This window comes from Brevibacillus sp. FSL K6-0770 (assembly GCF_038000275.1).
GTDB classification, from domain to species: domain Bacteria; phylum Bacillota; class Bacilli; order Brevibacillales; family Brevibacillaceae; genus Brevibacillus; species Brevibacillus parabrevis.
Map to the genome: position 1 here is coordinate 3,209,868 of NZ_JBBOBQ010000001.1, position 22,004 is coordinate 3,231,871.

General features: G+C 49.0%; 18 protein-coding genes. 2 read left to right on the plus strand and 16 right to left on the minus strand.

All coding sequences use genetic code 11. From position 1 onward, the window contains the following. The first annotated feature begins 4 nt into the window (after positions 1–4). The gene (locus NST23_RS14880; protein ID WP_274873988.1) at positions 5–1,333 is read left to right on the plus strand and encodes a GntP family permease; all 1,329 of its coding nucleotides are present in this window, start codon (positions 5–7) and stop codon (positions 1,331–1,333) included. Between the two features lie 214 nt (positions 1,334–1,547). Here the strand turns inward: NST23_RS14880 and NST23_RS14885 are convergent, their stop codons facing one another. From NST23_RS14885 to gltB, 12 genes are all read right to left on the minus strand, one after another. Next, positions 1,548–1,832, minus strand: coding sequence for a hypothetical protein (locus NST23_RS14885; RefSeq protein ID WP_217365802.1), 285 nt, complete (start codon positions 1,830–1,832; stop codon positions 1,548–1,550). 128 nt (positions 1,833–1,960) lie between these two features. Then, complete coding sequence (locus tag NST23_RS14890; protein WP_217021052.1) at positions 1,961–2,347, minus strand: hypothetical protein; 387 nt, start codon at positions 2,345–2,347, stop codon at positions 1,961–1,963. Positions 2,348–2,762: 415 nt separating this feature from the next. Then, positions 2,763–3,359: a pentapeptide repeat-containing protein gene (locus NST23_RS14895; RefSeq protein ID WP_122966400.1), complete on the minus strand. Its 597-nt coding sequence runs from the start codon at positions 3,357–3,359 to the stop codon at positions 2,763–2,765. A gap of 320 nt (positions 3,360–3,679) precedes the next feature. Further along, entirely contained in the window at positions 3,680–4,153 is a 474-nt protein-coding gene (locus tag NST23_RS14900) for a hypothetical protein (protein ID WP_173598081.1), read from the minus strand. Between the two features lie 6 nt (positions 4,154–4,159). Then, positions 4,160–6,004: a CdiA C-terminal domain-containing protein gene (locus tag NST23_RS14905; protein ID WP_254223109.1), complete on the minus strand. Its 1,845-nt coding sequence runs from the start codon at positions 6,002–6,004 to the stop codon at positions 4,160–4,162. A gap of 189 nt (positions 6,005–6,193) precedes the next feature. Beyond that, positions 6,194–6,652, minus strand: coding sequence for an SUKH-3 domain-containing protein (locus NST23_RS14910; RefSeq protein WP_122965459.1), 459 nt, complete (start codon positions 6,650–6,652; stop codon positions 6,194–6,196). Positions 6,653–6,659: 7 nt separating this feature from the next. Continuing rightward, a complete protein-coding gene (locus NST23_RS14915) occupies positions 6,660–7,091 on the minus strand; it encodes a hypothetical protein (protein ID WP_173598271.1) in 432 nt (143 codons plus the stop codon). Positions 7,092–7,150: 59 nt separating this feature from the next. Continuing rightward, positions 7,151–8,419, minus strand: a complete 1,269-nt coding sequence (locus NST23_RS14920) for a hypothetical protein (RefSeq protein ID WP_173598270.1) — start codon at positions 8,417–8,419, stop codon at positions 7,151–7,153. Between the two features lie 188 nt (positions 8,420–8,607). Continuing rightward, positions 8,608–9,051, minus strand: coding sequence for a hypothetical protein (locus NST23_RS14925; RefSeq protein WP_173598269.1), 444 nt, complete (start codon positions 9,049–9,051; stop codon positions 8,608–8,610). A gap of 9 nt (positions 9,052–9,060) precedes the next feature. Further along, positions 9,061–12,285 carry a late control protein gene (locus NST23_RS14930; RefSeq protein ID WP_217021054.1) on the minus strand — a complete coding sequence of 1,075 codons (3,225 nt, stop codon included), beginning with the start codon at positions 12,283–12,285 and terminating at the stop codon, positions 9,061–9,063. A 272-nt stretch (positions 12,286–12,557) separates the two neighbouring features. Then, entirely contained in the window at positions 12,558–12,986 is a 429-nt protein-coding gene (locus tag NST23_RS14935; protein ID WP_173596603.1) for a hypothetical protein, read from the minus strand. 207 nt (positions 12,987–13,193) lie between these two features. Continuing rightward, the gene (gene gltB / locus NST23_RS14940) at positions 13,194–17,813 is read right to left on the minus strand and encodes a glutamate synthase large subunit (protein WP_173596602.1); all 4,620 of its coding nucleotides are present in this window, start codon (positions 17,811–17,813) and stop codon (positions 13,194–13,196) included. A 123-nt stretch (positions 17,814–17,936) separates the two neighbouring features. On the opposite strand from gltB, the gene NST23_RS14945 reads away from it, so the two are divergent. Then, entirely contained in the window at positions 17,937–18,839 is a 903-nt protein-coding gene (locus tag NST23_RS14945; protein ID WP_122965455.1) for a LysR family transcriptional regulator, read from the plus strand. A gap of 202 nt (positions 18,840–19,041) precedes the next feature. Here the strand turns inward: NST23_RS14945 and NST23_RS14950 are convergent, their stop codons facing one another. Genes NST23_RS14950 through NST23_RS14965 form a run of 4 tightly spaced genes read right to left on the minus strand, consistent with a single transcriptional unit; the run spans position 19,042 to position 22,004 of the window. After that, positions 19,042–19,581 (minus strand): GNAT family N-acetyltransferase, encoded by a 540-nt coding sequence (locus NST23_RS14950; RefSeq protein WP_173596601.1) that lies wholly within the window; start codon positions 19,579–19,581, stop codon positions 19,042–19,044. Between the two features lie 29 nt (positions 19,582–19,610). After that, positions 19,611–20,501, minus strand: coding sequence for a MetQ/NlpA family ABC transporter substrate-binding protein (locus tag NST23_RS14955; RefSeq protein WP_122965453.1), 891 nt, complete (start codon positions 20,499–20,501; stop codon positions 19,611–19,613). Between the two features lie 52 nt (positions 20,502–20,553). Next, entirely contained in the window at positions 20,554–21,222 is a 669-nt protein-coding gene (locus NST23_RS14960) for a methionine ABC transporter permease (RefSeq protein WP_122965452.1), read from the minus strand. Next, positions 21,219–22,004 carry a methionine ABC transporter ATP-binding protein gene (locus NST23_RS14965; protein ID WP_173596600.1) on the minus strand — a complete coding sequence of 262 codons (786 nt, stop codon included), beginning with the start codon at positions 22,002–22,004 and terminating at the stop codon, positions 21,219–21,221. Before NST23_RS14965 ends, NST23_RS14960 begins: the two co-directional genes overlap by 4 nt.

Below are 22,004 nucleotides of genomic sequence, written 5' to 3' on the forward strand. Positions count from 1 at the left end.
TATCATGCCACTTCTCATTACGTTGATCTCGATTCTCTTCCTCCTCGTTCTCATCACGCGGTTCAAAGTCAACCCGTTTGTCGCGCTGTTGCTCGCGGCCGGGTTTGTCGGAATCGCTTCCGGGATGCCGCTCGTCAAAGTCGTCGACTCGATCAAAGACGGGATGGGCGGAACGCTCGGCTTTATTGCGATCGTGCTCGCGCTTGGCACCATGCTTGGAAAAATGATGGCGGAATCCGGCGGCGCAGAGCGAATCGCCCGCACCCTGATCCGGCTGTTCGGTGAAAAAAACGTGCACTGGGCCATGATGTTCGTCGCCTTTATCGTAGGGATTCCGGTCTTCTTTCAAGTAGGCTTCGTTCTGTTGATTCCGCTCGTCATTACGATTGCCAGACAAACGGGCGTCTCTTTGCTGAAAATCGGGATTCCGCTCATCGCCGGCTTGTCCATCGTGCATGGCATCGTGCCTCCGCACCCTGCTGCCATGGCAGCGGTCGATCTGTTCCAGGCCGATGTCGGCAAGACGATTTTGCTGTCCATCATCGTAGCCCTGCCTGCTGCAATCATCGCCGGGCCGCTCTACGGCAGCTGGATTGGCAAGCGCATCCAGACGAGCATCTCGCCTGAGCTTGCAGCGCAAATGGCGGAGCCAAAGGACGAGCGCGAATTGCCTGGCTTCGGAATCACTGTCTTTACCGTGCTTTTGCCTGTGTTTTTGATGTTGCTCGCGACTGTCGCCGATGTAACATTGCCGAAGGAAGACGCCTTGCGCCAATGGGCTGATTTTATCGGCAGCCCGATCACGTCCCTGTTGATTGCCGTCATCATTTCGTTCTGGACACTCGGCTTCAATCGCGGCTTTACCAAAGACGACATTCTCAAATTCACAAACGACTGCCTCGCTCCTACCGCGACAATCCTGTTGGTCATCGGTGCGGGTGGCGCGTTCAACAAAGTTCTGCTGAACAGCGGCGTCGGCGATTACATCGCTGAATTGGCCAAAGCCTCCGCGATTTCGCCCATCCTGTTGGGCTGGCTGATCGCTGCCTTGATCCGCGTAGCTACCGGGTCCGCTACCGTCTCCATGATGACGGCAGCAGGAATTGTCGGGCCTATCGCCCTGCAAGTTCCCGGAACCAGCCCGGAACTGTTGGTACTGGCAACAGGCTCCGGCTCGCTGATCCTGTCTCATGTGAACGATTCCGGCTTCTGGCTGATCAAGGAATATTTCAACATGTCGGTGCAAGATACGCTGAAGTCGTGGACGGTGATGGAGACGATTTTGTCGGTAGTGGCGATTATTTTGATTATGGCATTGAATTTGGTTGTGTAGGATGGAGGTAGTACAGATGTAATGGAGCAGGGCATTCTTTCTGGTGGGATTGGGGGAGTGTCCTGTTTTTGTTTGTGTTGGTTGTTTGGTTTTGTGTTTATGGTTTGGTTTATGAACGGATTTATTAGTTCTTGCTCGATATTATGTGTAATATGTCAACCCCGCCTATTTTTCTTGGCTTTTTTGTTGGTTTATTTAGCACTGGATGGAGTTTTTACAAATTTAAAACAACCTTTATCTTGTCAATATGTAGATTCACTTGGTCTTTTTGTTCCGGGTTATCCCTAATAAATTCCACACATGTTTCTTTCAAGCAATCATAGAAATCTATATTTTTCATAATGATTTCGTTATACGAAGAAGTGTTAATGAAGATCATTATGCCTTCTTTAAATTCAATCTCCTCAGAATGCTCTGGAAGTTCATATCCCATCATATGATCTTGCCACGGCTCTCCATTGGATAAACACTCTGGCACATCAAGTAAATCGCTCTTCAAAAAGGAAAAAAATCTTGAATGACTGGCTGTTTATCTATCAACATAAACCCTCCTAATTACCATAATTTCTTCCCTCTAATACAGAGTGTACTCTTTCTATTTCTCCAGTAGTTGGATTTTTCCATCCTTCAAACAAACTTATACAAGCTTTTGACGTCATCGCCTCCCAAAACACCCGTTGCAACCAGGTCGCCCGCGTCTACCGCCGCGCCCCACAAACCAGCCAGCGTATCCCCAAAAGCCGAAAACTTCCCTTCCACCTCGGCGATCTGTTTATTCAAGGTTCGTTTCGCCATGACCGCAAGAATCCCGTTGGCCGCTACATCCTGCTCAAACGCACTTAACAGTTGCGGAAAAGAATGCCGGGCACTCGCTTCCAGCTGAATGTTTTCACTGCTCGCATTTGCTTCTTCGATTAACTCTAGAGCATCTCCTGCCGTTTTGACCGTCAATCCTTCTGTGCCGGACAAATGAACAGCCGCCCAGCGTAAACTCTTTGCCTTGAGGGTTGCCAAACGATTGGTCTCCTGGGTCCTGCATTTTTTTCGCTTGCTTCTGGACGGTTTCGTCGCCTTGCGGGGTGTTGCGCACGGAGTTCATGACCATGCCGTCGTCTTCGTCGCCAGGGAAGTATAGCTTGAGTTCGGCATGAAGTGTATAATATCTGATTATTCATCGTTTTCTACATGCCAAAAAGCTCATTCCTACTCGTAATTCAAGTGGAAAGAGCTCTTGAAAGTTTATCAAGTGTTTGCATTGCTTAGCATTTGTTTGTAGGTTGTATTGTACGATCTTGTTATTGGAGTTGTAACCGGGTTTACACAAAATTTTAAACAAGGCCTTAGCATGTGATATCAGAAAAAAGAAGCTACATCGCGAAGTAATATGCATTTGTTGGAATTATTTACAGATCACTACATACTCATTCGCTTATTCGCATTTTTCTAACATCCATTCCCTTGCTTTTTCTGATTCCAACAATATTGGTTTCTCCGATGTACCAATATTTATACTCTCAATAAAGGCTTCTTCTATACCTTTAATATTTTTTAATGTTACTCCGTTTAACAATGTTTCTTTAAATGTCGAAACACTTATATCTACATTTTCTAGTCTTGCCCAACTAAAATCCGTTAAGTAGAACGATGCATTAATCAAATTACAATCTACTAAATATGCATTTCTAAATATTGCTTCCCAACAATCACCTTTACTAAATCTACTGTTTTTAATGACACAGTTAGAAAAATCTGTATATCTAAGATCTGATTTATAAAAATCGCATTTATCTAAATATGCATTTTTAAATGTTGACGAGGCTAATAATGATGTGTAAAAATCGATATTTTCCAGTTTGAGATCATCAAAAGTACACTCTATTAAATATGCTTGTTCAAGAAATGTATCGGATAAATCAAAACTTCTTAAGTCCACTTCATCTAACTTTAACATCTCACCTTCTTTACCAATTGTCTCAACCCACTTTTTATGCAAATCAAACATATTAAGAATATTTCTTTCTTCCATTTTCTCACTCCTTAAGGGTACCACAATATTCTATCTGCTATTCCTGCTTCATCAACTGCTTTCATCAGTTGTTCAATACGCTCAGGCACCATTTTTTTGTATCAATAATTATGTTATATCATGGTGGTATCTGACCATAATCAACCTGTTCAATGTAACGCTAGTACGTTATTTAGGGTATGAAATTAAAGCATTTGATGTGCGTACAAATGAAATTGCGAAATCTTCATACGGGCATTACATAGGTTAGATGTGTTATTGGTTAAATGATGAGCTCATCCGGCACTAGGTGGCCCCACGGATTTATTCACATATACATCTCAGTTTGACAATTCTTTTTCAATATAAGGACGATCAAGTAAACTAAGTAGACTTGTGGTTAAATACTTCGCTTGATACTGGTCTAAAGCGTTATTGACAAATAGCTGACCATTCTCAATTCTAAGCAACTGAGCTGAACCATCTTCTAGAAATAATAGATTTCCATCAATATGTCTTATAAGCTTTCCCATAACTTTAAACAAAAGCTCTAGTCCTTGATAAAATGTATTACCAAACAATTGAATTCTGATGCATACATTAACATCTAAGTTATAATGCTTTCTAACAAAAACGATATCAGAGACATCTTCAATTTCAAGAGCCAATGAAAATAGCTCAGACCCGATAACTATTTCCTCATCGTTACAACTAAATGATGCCTTCTTGTTCGCAAACTCGGTAGTAAATCTTTCTAGCATCTCTCCTAATGAATTATTACCTACATTAGATCGTAAAAACAATTCATAGTCCATTCATTTCTATCCCCCAAATACCCGTGTAATTTCCCCATCTTTCACAATAAATAGTTCTTTTAAGTTCTTTAAATCACCGTTTGGATTTGCTTTTCTTAAAATCCCTTGAATAATTTCGGTCACTTTTTCAGAAGGGAATTGATCTAAATTAAGAACTATTCTTTCTGCTTGTGTTTTAGTCTTTTTGGTTATGTTTCTAAGAATGTTATCAACATTTGTTTCTATTGTTGGTGCATAACAATCAAATACTTTACCTTCAATAACGAAATCTGGATTTGACGACTCTTTTATTCCGTATCCATTACCACCGTTTACTTCATCTAGCATTTCAATGTCATATCCTTGATCTGCCATTAGATTGGCTGTTTCGCTCTCTTTCTTAATACCGTGTGAGTCACCTTTGGTATAGTTTCCTTTAGGTTTTCCACCTTTAGGTAGAGACGGTTCTGTTAGATTAACATCACCCGTCCCCTCAGTCCTCCTCGTCTCCCCTCCCTTATCTTTACTACCCCCACGCCCTCTTTGATCCGCCTCAAAGAAAACATGGTACCCTCCAACTCCGCCTATCCCGTCTGCGCTGGTCTGCCCAATTACAATTCGACCATCAAGCTTCCTGTTCATTTTTAGGATAAGCAAATCAATCACATCTTGCAAATTTTGGATTTCGTCCAGCGGGATTTCGGCTTTGGTTTTCAGCTTCCCGTCCTTTTGCCCAGTGCTGTTTCGGTGGTGGTCGTTTGCTCCTTGGAGGGGCAGTGCCGCACCGTTTCCATCCTTTTGTTGGCCTTGCTCGTGATCCGACCTGTCTGAAGTATGGCTTGCCTTCGAATCATTTCCTCCCTGGTCTCTTACTTTTTTGACGGCTTTCCTGTAAGCCCCGAAAAGGCCACGACTGCCGACCAGTTCCAAGATAACCAGGTCTTTTTTGGCACTGTTTCGTCCTTTTTCGTAGCTCTCTTCAATCGAACGGGTCCACTTGCCGCCTTTGGCATCCTCGATCAAGTACTGCGCTTCTTCTATAAAAGGTTCAACTGCTTCCTTTAGAATCCCCCGCCCTGCATCGAGCGCATCTCCTGCCACTTCCAGTTTTGACTTTTCCCCCGTAATCACCTTTTCTGCGTACGTAAAGGCATCCTCTGCGGTTTTCTGGAGTCCTTGTACCATGAGATTGCGCTCCGTTAATGAGCCTACCTCTTTCCCACTGGCCCATTCATACACGTTCTCGGAATACCCGAAGGATAACGTGGAAAAAACGATGTCCGCTGTATCGACAGTGGCCGCCCAAAATGCCGACATGTTTTCCGACCAAAACTCTTTCGTCACTTTCACTTCCGCGTCCATGTTTGCCTGGATTCGCTCTTTTATGATCCCGTCCACTCCTATGGACTGCACTTTTTCTTCAAAGGCGCTCCACAGGTGGGGAAAGCTTCTGCGCGTGGTGGCGTCCAGCTTGATTTCCTCACTGCTGGCGCTAATCTCTTCTTGCAGTCCCATATGGTCTACGATCGTCTTTATGGACAGACCTTCCGATCCGGTCAAGGTAACCGCAGCCCCATGCAAGCTCAGTCCTCCGATTGCCTGAATCCGCACCTGCGACGCACTATTGAAACTGACGCCCGCATCCTTATTCATGGAGATGTACAGCATGCCCTCCTGCGCCGTCATCGTCAGCTCTTTGTCGCCCAGCGTAAACTCTTTGCCTTGGGGGTTGCCGAACGATTTGACCCCCGGGTCCTGCATTTTTTCCGCTTGCTTCTGGACGGCTTCGCCTTGCGGAGCGTGGCGAACGGAGTTCATGACCATGCGATCGTTCTCTTCTGCCCCTGGGAAGTATCGCTTAAGTTCTGGCATGAAGTATAATGCCTGATTGCTTTATCTTTTATTTTCTACATGCCAAAAAAGCTCATTCCTACTCATGATTCAAGTAGAAAGAGCTTTTTAAAGCTTATCAAGCGTTTGAATGGTTTAGTGTTTAGCTTGTTGTATTGTAGGAATTGTAAACAAGTCTACACAAAATATTTTACAGAATCTAACAGACTCCTATGATAGACTTGGGTTTTTTATTTTTTCGGCAGGTTTAGGCATGCACAGCGTTTCTAGGGCTTCGTAAATGTTGTTACCAAACTTATACAGATCATATCCGCCATACTCCCCATAAACTATACCACTAGCAGACATAAACAAATTCATGTTACGTCGATATGCCTCTCCAATAATTACAAGTGGTTCTTGAAACCAATATTCGAATTCTGAAAAATCTTCTCTTTCCAGAATGTCACCTAGCGCAGTTTCAGGGATAAAGTGAAAAGACTCTATAGTTCCGTCTTTCTTTGTATAAAGATATTCTATTCCCCCGAACTCTTCTAGCAGTTTTTCTACACATGAAAATATTGTGAAACCTCTTGTTTCTAAAAAACTAATTGTTTCTTTTATATCTATTTTTCTTCCTTCATACCATCCTGATCGAATCAATACATCTAAGGCTTTATCTGATAGCATGTAGAAGCTATTCCCCCTTCAAGTTAATTAAATCGATTAGAAAATTTTCAAATGTTTTATTACAGTTATTACATAGATCTTTAAGTTCTCCACTGTTACCATATACTGTACGTATTAAGATATTTTCCATTTTTGCGCCATTATGAAGTGCTAAATTCACAGCCTGTACTTCTGCGCAGTTTTCAACATCCCAATCTTCATAACTTTCTTTAGACCTGTATTCATTATTGGGGTCATTTTTTGCCCTTTCCTTAATTTTATTAATTAATTTTTCCAGATCCTCATGTAACTCTTTTACACTTGGATTAAATTGCCCCTCTCTCCTGCCATTATAACCAAAGTGAACTATATCCGGTACTTCAATATCAATTGCTGCCGTTACAACCTTTGGAACGTACTTGCCCCCACCAATGTTTGGAGCTATTAATGGCTTTCTCAATCCTCCCTTTTTGATAAAATCTATATGTTTATCAAGTTGGTCTCTAAGCACACTAGTAGCTAAATCGATTTTTTGAGCTCTTGTAACAACATTACCAGTCCCCCAGCATTCGGCTTATCCTTCTCTGGTAGATTCCCTTTGCTAGTACCACCACCATCGTTCTTCTTCACCGAAGAATAATTCGAATACCATGTGTCTCCGTTTGCTACCTTTGGCAACACATTTTCGTTCGGGGTATTTTTATCCGGCAGTTTGTTTGCCTGTACGGCTTGTGTTCCTGAAGCATGAGGTTCTGTATTTCTTTTTGAGAAGGCCGGGTTAAGAGATGTTGCCAGCTTCGCTTCTGTTCCTTTCTTGTCAGGTAGGCCTGCATGACTCGTTTGGTTATCCCAATCATGATAACCTACGTGTTTGGTTGGCTTTCCTGAGCCTTGCCCCGTCATAGGTTCGACCATCGCTTTAATGCCGACCTTCTCCAGGACTTGTTCCAACATACCAAGCTGAAACTTTTCCTTTATCAAATCCAAATCCTTCAACACACCATCAAATAGCTCGGCCTTCGTCTTGAGCTTCCCGTCCTTGAGGGGCGCGCCTTCCAGCAGGTCATCTACACCGGACCCGTGCAAGAGACCGCCTCTCCCTTTTCCGCCGTCCTCATCCACATCTGTATGGGGTTGCTTGCCATGCGGCGCGTCCACATCCAACTTCGCCACCGATTTGCCGCCTTTTAATGCTGCTGTGCCCATTCCACCGCTATACACCGTCAGTACGGCTTCCGCTACGACCATGTCTTTCTTAAATTCGTTTTGCCCTTTTGCGTAGCTTTCGTCGACCGAGCGGGTCCACAGACCGCCGTGCAAATTATCTTGTTTGTACTTCTCGTCTTTCACAAAAGGGTCGATGTAATCGTTGTATAATCCTGTCCCGATCGAGACGGCTGCGTCGCCTGCATCTTGGGCTACGTCCTGCCATGATTTTTTGCCTGAAGCCACGTTCTCTACATATTCGGCTGTGTTCGTGGCGACTTCCACCGCTCCTTTGGCCAGATTGTTCCTCTCGGTCAGCGAACCGACTTCGGAACCGCTCACAAACTCATACAAGCTTTGGGCGTCATCGCCTCCCAAAACACCTGTCACAACCAGGTCGCCCGCGTCTACCGCCGCCCCCCACAAACCAGCCAACGTATCCCCAAAGGCCGCAAACTTCCCTTCCACCTCTGCGATCTGGTTATCCCAGGTGCGTTTCGCCATGACCGCAAGAATCCCGTTGGCCGCTACATCTTGCTCAAAGGCACTCCATATTTGCTCCTGTATGACAAAAAAGCTCATTCCTACTCATGATTCAAGTGGGAAAGAGCTTTTGAAAGTTAATCAAGTATGGTTGTCAAATTTTTTAGTGTTTGGTTTGTTGGTTGTCTTGTATGGTCTTGTTGTTGGAGTTGTAAACATGTTTACACAAAACTTTTGACAGACCTTAGTTAATTGCACCTTACGCTCTTTACAATTTGCTATTACATCTATTCAACATTTTCTAGCTTATATAGCTTTATAGTTCCATGTTCACTTGACTTAATCGCAATTTCATTTCTATTTTCTAGTACTTTTATTTTCCTTGGGACAGTAAGTTCACCTGTTCCCTTCAGTTCATTTCTTATTTCTTTTTCCTCAAAATCATTAAAAGAATAGTACAATTCCTTATCACTTTCCCAGTCTATATTGGGATAGTCTAACACTTCTTTGTTTCTTAGTGCATACGTATATACTTTTCCGTCGTCACCCCAATAGTAAATTCGTTTACATTCCTCACAGTACCAAATTGCAATTTGAGTTAGATCAGTAAATTCTCCTTCAAAATTTTTAATAAGTTGATTTCTTTCAGTTGCCTTATAAGTCCAAAAAACTACATTATTAGGCACTATTGTGTCCGACAGAATTACTCCACACTTGCATGTCTTTCTCATTGCATCCCCCTACTTAATGACATCCCCGTCTGATGTCCATATTTCAATAGTCTTGTTTGGGAATCTCTCCTTAATTTTATTTGCAATATTACTCGCTTGTTCAAGAGTAATCTTCTGACCATTTGAAGAAACATCCAACACCAGCGAATCTGCGTTTTTACCTGCAGGTAACGGCATGAAACTCTCTCTAGCGTATTTAAATGCCTTACTTTCAATACCTTCAAATGTGTCGGTAAGTAAACCTTTGAACTCCACCTTAACTTCATCAACTACAAAATCAGCTACCTTTTCCTTTGCGTTTTCAGGAATTCTATAAACATCCTTCCCGTTCCCAATTAATTTATCGATTGCCAACCATTCTTCTCGAGTTAATCCATCTAGTTCCCCTGATATTTTACCCGCCCATTTAGAAATATCAACTCTACCATCATTAATTGCTGAAATTATCGCACTTCGCTGTTCGGCATTAAGATATTTAAATTCATTCAAGTTTAAAATTTTCTTTTGAATAAACGCAGAAGAGTTTATTCCACTTTGAATTGCTTTAATGATGTTCTCTTCTGTTACACCTACAGCTCGCAAGTTTTTAGCACGAACCTCATTCTTTGAAGTATTAAGCCCTAAATTCTCCAGTGTATTGAAAAGGTTACCCGCTCCTTCAGCCCCCACTTTCTCCTTCTCATGAGGCTCATTTTTATTAGCTCTCGTCCCCTTATCAGTAACTGGCTCATCATGCTGAGAATGCCCGGAATCTCCGCTTGCCTTTCCTCCTTTTGGCGGCGTTGTTTCATGTGGAATGTCCTTACGAGGAGCCTCATTGACATGGCCCTTTGACGTGCCCACATTTTGCCGCCCATTTCCATTTTCTGTTTTTCTAAAGTGAGAAACCATCGCCTCTTTGTCCCAAGACCAAAAGCTTTGCCTAGTAACCGGATCGACCATCTCCACTTTCATACCGGTCTTCTTCAAGACTTGTGCCAACATGCCAAGCTGAAATTTTTCCTTTATCAAATCCAAGTCCTTCAACACATCAACCGGCAACTCGGCCTTCGTCTTGAGCTTCCCGTCCTTGAGCGGTGCTCCTTCCAGCCCATCATTTTTGTCAGAACCATGCAAGGAGCCGCCTTTGCCTTTTCCACCGTCGGAATCGACATCGCCATGAGAATTCTTTGTACCTCTTTCCCCCTCCTGCTTGGCTATGAATTTCTCGGCCTTTAGAACAACTGACCCGCCTCCAAAACTGTAAGCGTTCATGAGTGCTTCCGCCATGATCAGGTCTTTCTGATATTCGTTTCTCCCTTTTTGATAGCTGTCTTCTATCGAACGAGTCCACAGACCACCGTGCAAATTCTCCTGTCGGTACTCCCCTTCTTTCATGAAGGGTTCGGTGTATTCTTTCACCGTCGAGATGACGGCTCCCCCTGCATCTCCCAGTACATCCAGTGCCGTTTTTTGGCCTGAGGCCACTTTCTCTACGTATTCGACTGCGTTGGTGGCCGCTTCCACCGCGCCCTTGGCCAGATTGTTCCTCTCGGTCAGCGAACCGAATTCTTTTCCGCTCACAGATTGATACAAATCAGCAGAATCCTTGCCTACAGCTGCATACAATCCGGTCACGGCAAGATCTCCCGCGTCGACTACTGCCCTCCACAAACCAGCCAACGTATCCCCAAAGGCCGCAAACTTCCCTTCCACCTCTGCGATCTGATTGTCCAAGGTGCGTTTCGCCATGACCGCAAGAATCCCGTTGGCCGCTACATCCTGCTCAAACGCACTTAACAGTTGCGGAAAAGAATGCCGGGCACTCGCTTCCAGCTGAATGTTTTCACTGCTCGCATTTGCTTCTTCGATTAACTCTAGAGCATCTCCTGCCGTTTTGACCGTCAATCCTTCTGTGCCGGACAAATGAACAGCCGCACCGCTCAGGCTCACGGCGCCCTTTCCTTGAATCCGCACCTGCGACGCACTATGCAAACTGACACCCGCATCCTTATTCATGGAGATGTACAGCATGCCCTCCTGCGCCGTCATCGTCAGCTCTTTGTCGCCCAGCGTGAACTCTTTGCCTTGGGGGTTGCCGAACGATTTGACCCCCGGGTCCTGCATTTTTTCCGCTTGCTTCTGGACGGCTTCGCCTTGCGGGGCGTGGCGCACGGAGTTCATGACCATGCCGTCGTCCTCTTCGGCACCAGGGAAGTACAGCTTGACCTTGGAACCGAGCTCTGGCATGAGGTATAAAATCTGGTTGCCTTCTGCGGCGTACGGGAACCATTGGGCTTTGCTTGCGTCTTGTTTTTGGTCCATATTCAAGTGAATTTTGACCTGGTTGCGGCCAACCTGAATGATTTTGCCGTCGATGGCTGCGCCGATGATCGCGGAGTTGTACAGCTTCGTTTGCTTGACCGATTCAGGCACAGCGCACACGTAGGTCCACTTCAACAGTCCCTGCTCCAGCGTTGCGGTAACCTTTGTGATGACAAACGTTCGGCCGTCACGCTGCACCTCATCGCCGATGTGCAGCCATTCGTCGTGGTCGAAGGTATACGTCGTGTACTGGTATTCGGACAGCGAGGATGCGCCGTTCGCCGCTTTTTTCATATATGGTGCAATCGCCCGGTTGACCTCGTACGGAGCCGCTTCCAGCTTGATTTGCTTGCGTCCCTCGGGCATTCCGATCCAGAAACGCACCTTGTGGTCACTGACATCCGGGACGAGGACGGCTCCCACATGCGAAGCGATGCGCCTGACAAACGTCCAGTCTGTCTCCTCGTACTGCATGATGAACTTGCCCTGCTTTTTTTCGTCAAAAGCTTGGTCGATGAAATCCCCGCCCGGATAGACGGACAAAGCTTCCTCGACGACATCCCGGTACAGGCGGTCTACCTGTTGAAAAGAGCGCGTTTTCGGACTCAAGTCCATCGCGTATGTATGGGAAATCGCTTGAATCGTCACGTAATGAATATCCCGGACGACTTTGATCTCCACATGCTGCAAGCAACCCATGAAAATCGGCTTTTTCGCCGCGCCCTGTTTCCCGTACAGCCCGATGCCGTCGTGATTGCTGGCCAGATGGATGATTTCCTCTTCTTTGTCTTCCGGGACGATTCCGGTCAGGCGCAAAGTCGCATGCGTGCCCGTCTGATGCAAAAATGTCAGGCTGTCCAGCCGGATCGGCCCATACGGCCAGACGACTTGCAAATCGTGATAGGTCATGACGCCATCTGTTGCCTGCATTTGCTATGCTCCCTCCTTTCTCTCCTATTCCCAAACGACTATGTTTAACAGATGCATGTTTTTGTAACTTCATTTTTAAATCGACATATATGTTAAAATATTCCATGATGCTAAAGTCCCTCTTTTCCGGGTCTCATCCTTTGCTTTTCCACCTTTTCTACCAGGGAGGGAGGAGGGATTTGCTCAGGGTGTAGCAAGAGATATCGCATATATAATGAAACAGGACATTCCCTCCAGCAGCTCTTGGAAGAATGTCCTGTTTTTATGCGCATTTATGCAGCTTCGGCCGCCTTGGTTTTTCGCTTCTGCTGAAAATACACTTTCGCTTGCTTGTTGTTGAGCAGCACCAATAAAATAACCAAATAGACGATGGCAACCAAAAACGTTCCTTTACTTACATCCAGCAACATGATCAAAATGATGCACCCGATTGACGTTTTCAACATTCGCAGTTTGATAAAAAGCGCGAGCAGAGACGTGAAAAATAACGGAAACATCAACATGCCTTTTAACCTGCCCAATACATAGCTTTGCTCCAGCATGTCCTGTGGCATATCGACCATTCGAAAGACGATTTTGCTCGCCCAATGGCTGAGGTTCATCGGATCGGCCAGTTCCACGATTACGTACAGGCTTACCAGGACAAAAATTTGCAAGAGCATAAATCCCTGGATGATTTTAATCGAGAGTGGTGCTTTCATCAATCAATTCCCTTTCTTTGGATATTTTTACACACTCTATAAAAATCGACAAATATAGAAACCACATTCATAGGACATTAGACCTTAAAAGTGCACTCGTTCCGGTTCTTTTTTCTCAAAATGAAAAGCCAAAAACGGCAACCCGTCTCCCGAGTTGCCGCTTTCCTTCCTATTTATTGCCAGAGCGAATTTATTGCCGGAGCGAATTTATTGCCCTACCGACACGCCGACTTGCTCAGGCTCCTTTTTTTTCGGTGCTTTTGCTTTTTGTTCGCTCTTCTTTTGGTTCATTTCGAATGCGGCCAAGATCGCTTCCTGGCGCTTCATTCCGGATTTCTCCAGCTCTTCCATCGTCGAGACGATTTGCTTGTAGTCCTTTGGAATTACTTTGACGAACTTGGCGACGGTTTGCTGCCATTGATCCAAGAGTGCTTTTGCCAGCGGACTTCCTGTGAAAGCAAGGTGATTTTCCAGCAGTTTTTTGACAGCGGCAATCTCGCTCTGGTCGTCCAGCTTTTCCAAAAGAACCATTTCCTGATTGCAAGTTGCCGCAAAAGCCGCTTTGTCTTCTGCCAGCACGTAGGCGGTTCCGCCCGACATGCCCGCCGCAAAGTTTTTGCCGACCTGACCGAGCACCACGACACGTCCTCCGGTCATATACTCGCAGCCATGGTCGCCGACACCTTCGACGACGGCGGTGACACCACTGTTTCTCACGCAGAATCGCTCGCCCGCCAGGCCGTTGATGTACGCTTCGCCAGAGGTCGCGCCGTAGAAGGCGACGTTTCCGATGATCATGTTGCGCTCAGGGGCAAAAAGGCTCTTTTTCGCTGGCGCGACGACGATTTTTCCGCCAGACAGCCCTTTGCCGACGTAGTCGTTCGCATCGCCTTCCAGTTGCAACGTAATGCCGCGCGGAACGAATGCGCCAAAGCTTTGACCAGCCGAACCGTAGAAGTCCAGGCGAATCGTATCTTCCGGCAAGCCGTGCAGACCGTATCTTCTCGTCACTTCGCTGCCAAGGATCGTCCCGACGACGCGGTTTGTGTTGCTGATCGGCAGTCTTGCCTGGATGTGTTTTTGTTTTTCCAGCGCTGGCTTGCACAATGCGAGCAAGCTTTGGCGATCCAGCGTCTCCTCCAGCTTGTGATCTTGGTTGCGCCGATGGTATCTGCCGACCTCGGCGGAGACGGCTGGCTGGAACAAAAGTGCGGACAGGTCGATATGTTTCGCTTTCCAGTGCGCTTTCGTTCTTTCGCTTACGGTGAGAATCTGGCTCTGGCCAATCATCGCTTCGATGGAGCGGAAACCGAGCTGGGCCATGATTTCGCGCACTTCGCGAGCGACGAGGCGCATGAAGTTGACGGCGTGCTGCGGATCGCCCTTGAAACGTTTGCGCAGCTCGGGGTTTTGCGTGGCAACCCCGACCGGGCACGTATCGAGATGGCAAACACGGGCCATGACACAACCGATGGAGACGAGCGGAGCCGTCGCGAAACCGAACTCTTCCGCTCCGAGCAAGGCAGCGATGACGACGTCGCGGCCGGTCATGAGCTTGCCGTCTGTCTCCAGCACGACGCGATCTCGCAGCTGGTTGAGCAACAGCGTCTGATGCGTTTCCGCCAAGCCCAGCTCCCACGGCAAGCCAGCGTGCTTGATGCTCGATTTCGGCGAGGCCCCTGTCCCTCCGTCGTGACCGCTGATGACAATGACGTCTGCCAAGCCTTTTGCCACCCCGGCGGCAATCGTTCCGACGCCTGCCTTGGACACGAGCTTCACGCTGATGCGAGCGCGCGGATTGGCGTTTTTCAAGTCGAAAATCAGTTGCGCGAGATCCTCAATCGAGTAAATGTCGTGGTGAGGCGGCGGCGAAATCAGTCCGACACCTGGCGTCGAGCCGCGCACTTCGGCAATCCACGGGTACACCTTGCTGCCTGGAAGCTGTCCGCCTTCCCCTGGCTTCGCTCCTTGCGCCATTTTGATCTGGATTTCGGAAGCATTGACCAAATAGTGGCTGGATACGCCAAATCGTCCGGAAGCGACCTGCTTGATGGCGCTGCGGCGCAAGTCTCCGTTTTCATCCGTCGTGTAACGGGTCGGGTCTTCTCCCCCTTCACCGCTGTTGCTTTTCGCTCCCAGACGGTTCATGGCAATCGCCAGCGTCTCGTGCGCTTCCTTGCTCAGCGAGCCATAGGACATCGCGCCCGTTTTGAAGCGGTGGACAATCGAGTCTACCGATTCGACTTCATTCAACGGAATCGGCTTGCGATCCGATCGGAAATCGAGCAGGTGGCGCAAAGCGGAAAACGGCTGCTCCCCCGCCATTTCGGCGTAAATTTTGTACTGCTCGTAGCTGCCTTCGCGGCATGCTTTTTGCAAAGCGTGCACGGTTTTCGGATTGAACAGATGATACTCGCCGTCGCGCCGGAATTGGAAGTCGCTGCCTGCGTCGAGCTTTTCTTCGGAATGTTCTGGCGAAAAGGCTTGCGCGTGGCGGAGCAGCGTCTCCTGGGCGATCACATCGAGCGAGATGCCCGAGATTTGCGAAGGCGTGCGGGTAAAGTAACGGTCGATGACAGCGGAATGAATGCCGACCGCTTCAAAAATTTGCGCGCCGCGATAGCTTTGGATCGTGGAAATGCCCATTTTCGACATGACCTTGACGACGCCTTCGATCGCCGTTTGCAAGTAAGCCTCAATCGCTTCCTCGGCCGTCACTTCTTTCAGCTTGCCAGCAGTGATCAGGTCGAGCACGGAGGCAATCGCAACGTACGGGTTGACAGCATCCGCGCCGTAGCCGATCAGCATGGCGAATTGATGCACGTCGCGCGGTTCGCCCGATTCGACGATCAGGCTGGCTTTCGTGCGGGTTCCCTGGCGTACCAGATGGTGATGCAAGCCGCTTGCAGCAAGCAAAGCCGGAATCGCCGCCCAGTCGGCGTTCAAGCCGCGGTCAGACAAGATCAACAAGGTGTATCCAGCTGCAATTGCCTCGTCCGCTTCGGCAAACAAGCCTTCCAGCGCTTCCTCCAGCGCGCGATCTCCGCCGTCTGCCTTGAAAAGAATCGGCAACGTCCTCGCCTTGAACTCCTGGTACGGATTGGCGCGAAGCTGTGCCAGCTGCTGATTGGACAAAAGCGGATTGCTCAAACGGATTCTGCGGCAATTGGCTGCGGTCGGTGCCAACAGATTGCCTTCCGCCCCGAGAACCGTATGGGTCGATGTGACACAAGCCTCGCGCAGCGAATCGATTGGCGGATTCGTAACTTGCGCGAACGATTGTTTAAAGTAATGATACAGCAGCTGCGGACGGTCTGACAGCACAGCGAGCGGCGTGTCGACGCCCATCGAGCCGATCGGGTCTTTTTGTTCTGCGACCATCGGCGCCAGCATTTTGTCCAGCTCTTCCTGCGTGTAGCCAAATGCCTTTTGGCGCGCCAGCAGTTCTTGACCTGCCAGATCGTCGGGAGTGCCTGCTGCCGGCAGTTGTTCCAGCGGCTGCAATTGCGTTTTTACCCAGTCGCGGTACGGCTGTTCGCTGGCGATTTGCCGCTTGATCTCTTCATCCGAAACGATGCGGCCTTCCTCCAGATCGACGAGCAGCATGCGGCCAGGGCTGAGGCGTCCTTTTTGCACGATTTTTTCTTCCGGTACTTCGAGTACGCCTACTTCCGACGAGAAAATGATCGTGTCATCTGTCGTTACGTAGTATCTCGCCGGGCGCAAGCCGTTCCGGTCGAGGATCGCCCCGATTTGTCTGCCATCGGTAAAGGAAATGGCGGTCGGGCCATCCCACGGTTCCATCAGGCAGCTGTGGTATTCGTAAAAAGCTTTTTTATGTTCATCCATCTGCTCATCCTGATCCCACGGTTCGGGAATCATCATCATCGCGACGTGCGGCAACGATCTGCCAGCCAGCGAGAAAAATTCCACGCAGTTGTCGAGGATAGCCGAGTCGCTTCCTTGCATATCAATGACGGGAACCACTTTTTCCAGATCGCGTCCAAACAGAGCCGACTCGAACATTTTTTCGCGGGCCATCATCCAGTTCACATTGCCCTGCAACGTGTTGATTTCCCCATTGTGGATCAGATAGCGGTTCGGGTGCGCTCTCTCCCACGTCGGAAAGGTGTTCGTGCTGAATCGCGAGTGCACCACGGAAAAAGTAGAAATGTACGAATCTTCTTGCAAATCAAGGTAAAATGCGTCAAGCTGTCCTGGGGTCAACAGTCCTTTGTAGACGATGGTGCGAGAAGACATGGACGCTGCGTAGAAGCCTTCGCCTGCCGCTTGCTCCATCTGCTTGCGAATGACGTACAGCTTCCGTTCAAACGCCATCTGGTCAGCTAAATCAGCACTCGCTCCGATAAACACCTGACGGACAAAAGGCTGGCTGGCTGCGGCCGTTTTGCCGATCTTCGTCCCATCGACGGGCACCGTGCGGAAGCCAAGCAGCTTTTGACCTTCTGCCGCAATAATGGCGGCCAGTTTCGCTTCGTATTGCTCGCGCAGCTGTTCATCCATCGGCATAAACAGCATGCCCACGCCGTACTTGCCTTGCGCCGGAAGCTGGAAGCCCAACTCCTTACAGGCTTTTTTGAAAAAGGCGTGCGGAATTTGCGTCAAAATTCCGGCTCCGTCACCCGTTTCCGGATCGCTGCCTTGCCCGCCGCGATGCTCCAGCTGGCAAAGAATTTTCAAGCCGTTTTGCACCATCTCATGTGTGGCTTTTGCTTTCAAATTGGCAATAAAACCGATTCCACAAGCGTCGTGCTCGAACATCGGATCGTATAAACCTTGCTTCGCAGGCATTCCATTTCTCGTCATTTGTCTCCACTCCCTTGCTCTCTCTGTTAACTCAATTTTAGATTGAGTGAACCGATACAAACAATATATAATTTACTCAATATTAATCTCAAAACGAGATTGATCGGGAATGGGGGGGTCTTCATGGAGCTTCGACAGATTCAATACTTCATTGAAGTAGCCAAACGCGAGCATTTCACCGAAGCTTCGCACAACTTGCACGTGGCCCAATCTGCGCTGAGCCGGCAGATCGCCAATCTGGAGGAAGAGCTTGGCGTCTCCCTGTTTATCCGCGAAGGCCGCAACGTCAAGCTGACAGCCGTAGGCAGAATCTTTTTGCAACACATGGAAATGGCTGTGAGCGAAATCGAAAAAGCCAAGCAAAAGATTGACGAATTTCTCGATCCGGAGCGCGGGACGATCCGCGTCGGGTTTACGAGCAGTCTGGCTGCCAATCCGCTGCCAACGGTCATTTCCGGCTTTCGCGCAAGGTACCCGGATATCGGCTTTCAGTTGAAGCAAGGCTCTTATCAGGGGCTGATCGACTCCGTCATCAACGGCGAGATCGACCTGGCTTTTCTCGGCCCGGTTCCGACCCAGGAAAAAAACGTGCGCAGCCATATTTTTTTCGCCGAAAACATCGTCGCGCTGCTGCCCGCGAGACACCCGCTCGCCAAACAGCCGAATTTGCGACTGAATCAGCTTCAGGAAGATACGTTCGTCCTGTTCCCGCCCGGTTTTATTTTGCGAAATATCGCGGTCAACGCCTGTTCGCAAATGGGCTTCGCTCCCAAAGTCGCCTTCGAAGGGGAGGATATTGACGCGATCAAGGGACTCGTCGCTGCGGGGCTTGGCGTCACGCTTTTGCCTGAGCTGACCTTGACGGATAACGTGCCGCGCGAGACTGTCAAAATTCCGATCAGCGAGCCGCTCGTCCAGCGTACGGTCGGCATCATCATCCCGAACAACCGGGAGCTGCCCCCTTCGGAAAAGCTGTTTTACCACTTTTTAAAGGAATTTTTCGATGTGCTGAGCAAGTACAGCTGACCCACGCAACGGGACAGGCAAGAAAACAGCCCTGATGACGACTTTCGCTCATCAGGGCTTTCATATGTGCGGGATGGGGGATAATCGCAGCTTCGCGCTATTTGGTGTTGGCTGGGAGTAAGACTCCTTGGCACGCTATTTGGTGCCGGATACGAAGCACTCGCTCCCTAACACGCTATGTTGGTTGCTCAGCTTGCCTGCGTCAGCCCACCCTCGCCTCGTCCAGCCGCAGCCAGTAGCTTTTGACGTGTGTTTCTCCGTTGAAAAAGTCTTTCTCGACTGCACGAGCGAATCCGAGCCGCTCGTACAGCTTGACGGCCGCCGCCATCATGTCTGTCGTGTGCAGGTGCAAGGTCGCAGCTCCCAGGTCGCGGGAGCGCCGGACGACTTCCTCGATCAGCCGTTCGGCGATTCTGTTTCCTCTCGCTTTTGGCGATACGGCCAGAAACCGGATGATCGGCGTATGAATTTCCAGCTCAGGCCGATTGTAGGCCGACTGTGCCGAAGCGAACAACTGGACGCTGCCGACGATTTCATCGCCCCAGTCTGCAACAAGAAAAGCAATCGTCTGGCGTCCTTGCGCGGATTCTTCGATCTCCTGCTTGTAGCGCGTCCATCGCTCTACCGACAGCAGCTGCTCGTACTGCGTGTACGCTTCGAGCAAATGCTGTTTGATCTGCTCCTGATCCTCGCCTCGTGCATCGCGGATGCGAATGGCTTTTGCTCGCTGATTTTCCTTCATGGTCGACTTGCTCCCTTCTCCCGGACCAGTTAAAAAGCGGGAACGACAGCGACACCGTATTTGTCTTCGATGAACTTTTTGACCTCAGGTGAAGTAAGAACGGCATCCAGCTTTTTGATCTCGTCCCGGTTTTCGTCGCCTTTGCGAACCGTAATCACGTTGGCGTATGGCGAGTTCGCCCCTTCCCGGAACAGAGCGCTCTTCGGATCGATTTTCGCTTCCAGCACGACGTTTGTATTGATCACCGCGCCAGCGAGGTCGGGCAAAACTCGCGGCAATGTGGACGCTTCCGCTTCGATGAACTCCAGTTTTTTCGGATTCTCCGCGATATCCTTTGGCGTCGCCTGATAGGTTGTCAGACCGTCTTTCAGCTTGATCCAGCCTTGTTCCTGCAACAAGATCAACGCGCGGTATTCGTTGGACGGGTTGTTCGGAATGCCGATCTTCGCCCCTTCCTGAATCTCGTCCTTGGATTTGAGCTTGTCAGAGTAAAATCCGATCGGTTCTACGTGAACTTTTGTCGTCACCGCAAAGTCATAGCCTTTTTCGGTTTTGATCGAATCCAAATACGGGACGTGCTGGAAAAAGTTCGCGTCAATCTGCTTGTCTTGCAAAGCCGGATTCAGCTGTCCCTCGTCATCGAGAACGACGACTTCCAAATTCACGCCCTGCTCTTTCAGCTTTGGCTTCACGAACTCCAAAATTTCCGCGTGCGGGACAGGGGCTGCGCCAACCTTCAAGGTGACTTCTTTGGCTGGTTCTGCCGCCTGCCCGGAGCCGGACTGGGCTGGTGCTGCGGGAGCCGAACTGGACGACTGGCTGCCCGATGCGCCGGAACCGGAACCTGAGCCGCACCCTGCTGCTACCATGCTGAATGCGACAAGTACACTAAAAATGACCCCAAGACCTTTTTTTCTCATACGTTCCACTCCTCTAGTGATGAATCTCTGATTTTTTTCGCTCACGCTGGCTTTATTCGAATTTGTACCGCTTCTTGTTGATCGATTTGACGAGCAAATCGCCCGACCATTGAATGATTTGCACGAGCAAAATAATGAGCAGGACCGTGGCGATCAGCACATCCTCGCGAAAGCGCTGATAGCCGAAACGGATCGCCAGGCTGCCAAGCCCGCCTGCCCCAATCGCCCCTGCTACGGCCGTAAACTCGGTGATCCCGATAATTCCGATCGTAATTCCGCGCACGAGGGCTGGCATCGCCTCGGGAATCAGCACGCGAAAAATGATCGTGAACGGAGTAGCCCCGACCGCCTTGGCGGCCTCAATCTTCCCGGCGCTCACTTCTTTCAACGCGCTTTCGATAATTCGTCCGAGAAAAGGAGCGGCACCGATCGACAAGGAGACAATCGCCGCCGTTGGCCCAAGCGTCGTACCGACGATCAGGCGCGACAAAGGCAACAGCAGGACGATCAAAATGATCAATGGAAGAGAGCGGACACCGTTAATTACGGTACTGATGACCTTGTTCAGCTTCGGCGCTTCGAGAATGCCTCCTTTGTCGGTAACAACCAGCGTGACCCCAAGCACGACGCCCATCGCGAGCGCAAACAAAGACGACCAAAAAACCATGTAAAGCGTCTCCAATAGCCCTTCCCAGAGCAAGTCAATCAGATCGTTGTTCATATGCCTGCCCCGACTCCTTCCATTACGCTCCGCTTCTCCCGGTAATGATCGATAATATGGACGAAGCGCTTCGCCGTGTCGCTTTCCGGGTTGAGGAAAAATTTCTCCACCGTCCCGGTTTCGACGATCTGGCCATTTTCAATTACCGCCATGTTGTTGCACACATGCTGGAGTACGTCCAGCTCGTGGGTAATGAGCACGATCGTCAGCTTGAGCTGGCGGTTGATCTCGCGCAAAAGCTCCAGGATGGAATAAGTCGTCTGCGGATCGAGAGCGGATGTCGCTTCGTCGCTGAGCAACAGATCAGGCTGGTTGACGAGCGCGCGGGCGATGCCGACGCGCTGCTTTTGCCCGCCGCTCAACTGAAACGGATAGACGTTCTCCTTGTCGCCAAGCTGCACCAGGTCGAGAATTTCTCGGACCCGGGCGCGGATGAACGGCTTCGGATGCCCCGCCACCTCCAGCGGAAAAGCGACATTTTGAAAAACGGTGCGCGCGTCAAGCAGGTTGAATTGCTGAAAAATCATGCCGATTTTTTGCCGCGCCTGCCGCAGCTCCTTCTCCGGCAAATCGGTAATCACTTTTCCCCCGATCTCGATGGTGCCCGAATCCGGCTCTTCCAGCCGATTCAAGCAACGGATCAAGGTCGATTTGCCCGCCCCGGAAAAGCCGATGATTCCGAAGATGTCGCCCTTGGGGATGAACAGATCGATGTTTTGCAAAACGGGAATGACGCCTTTGGCGGTTTTGTATGATTTGCTCAAGTTGCTAATGTGGATCAT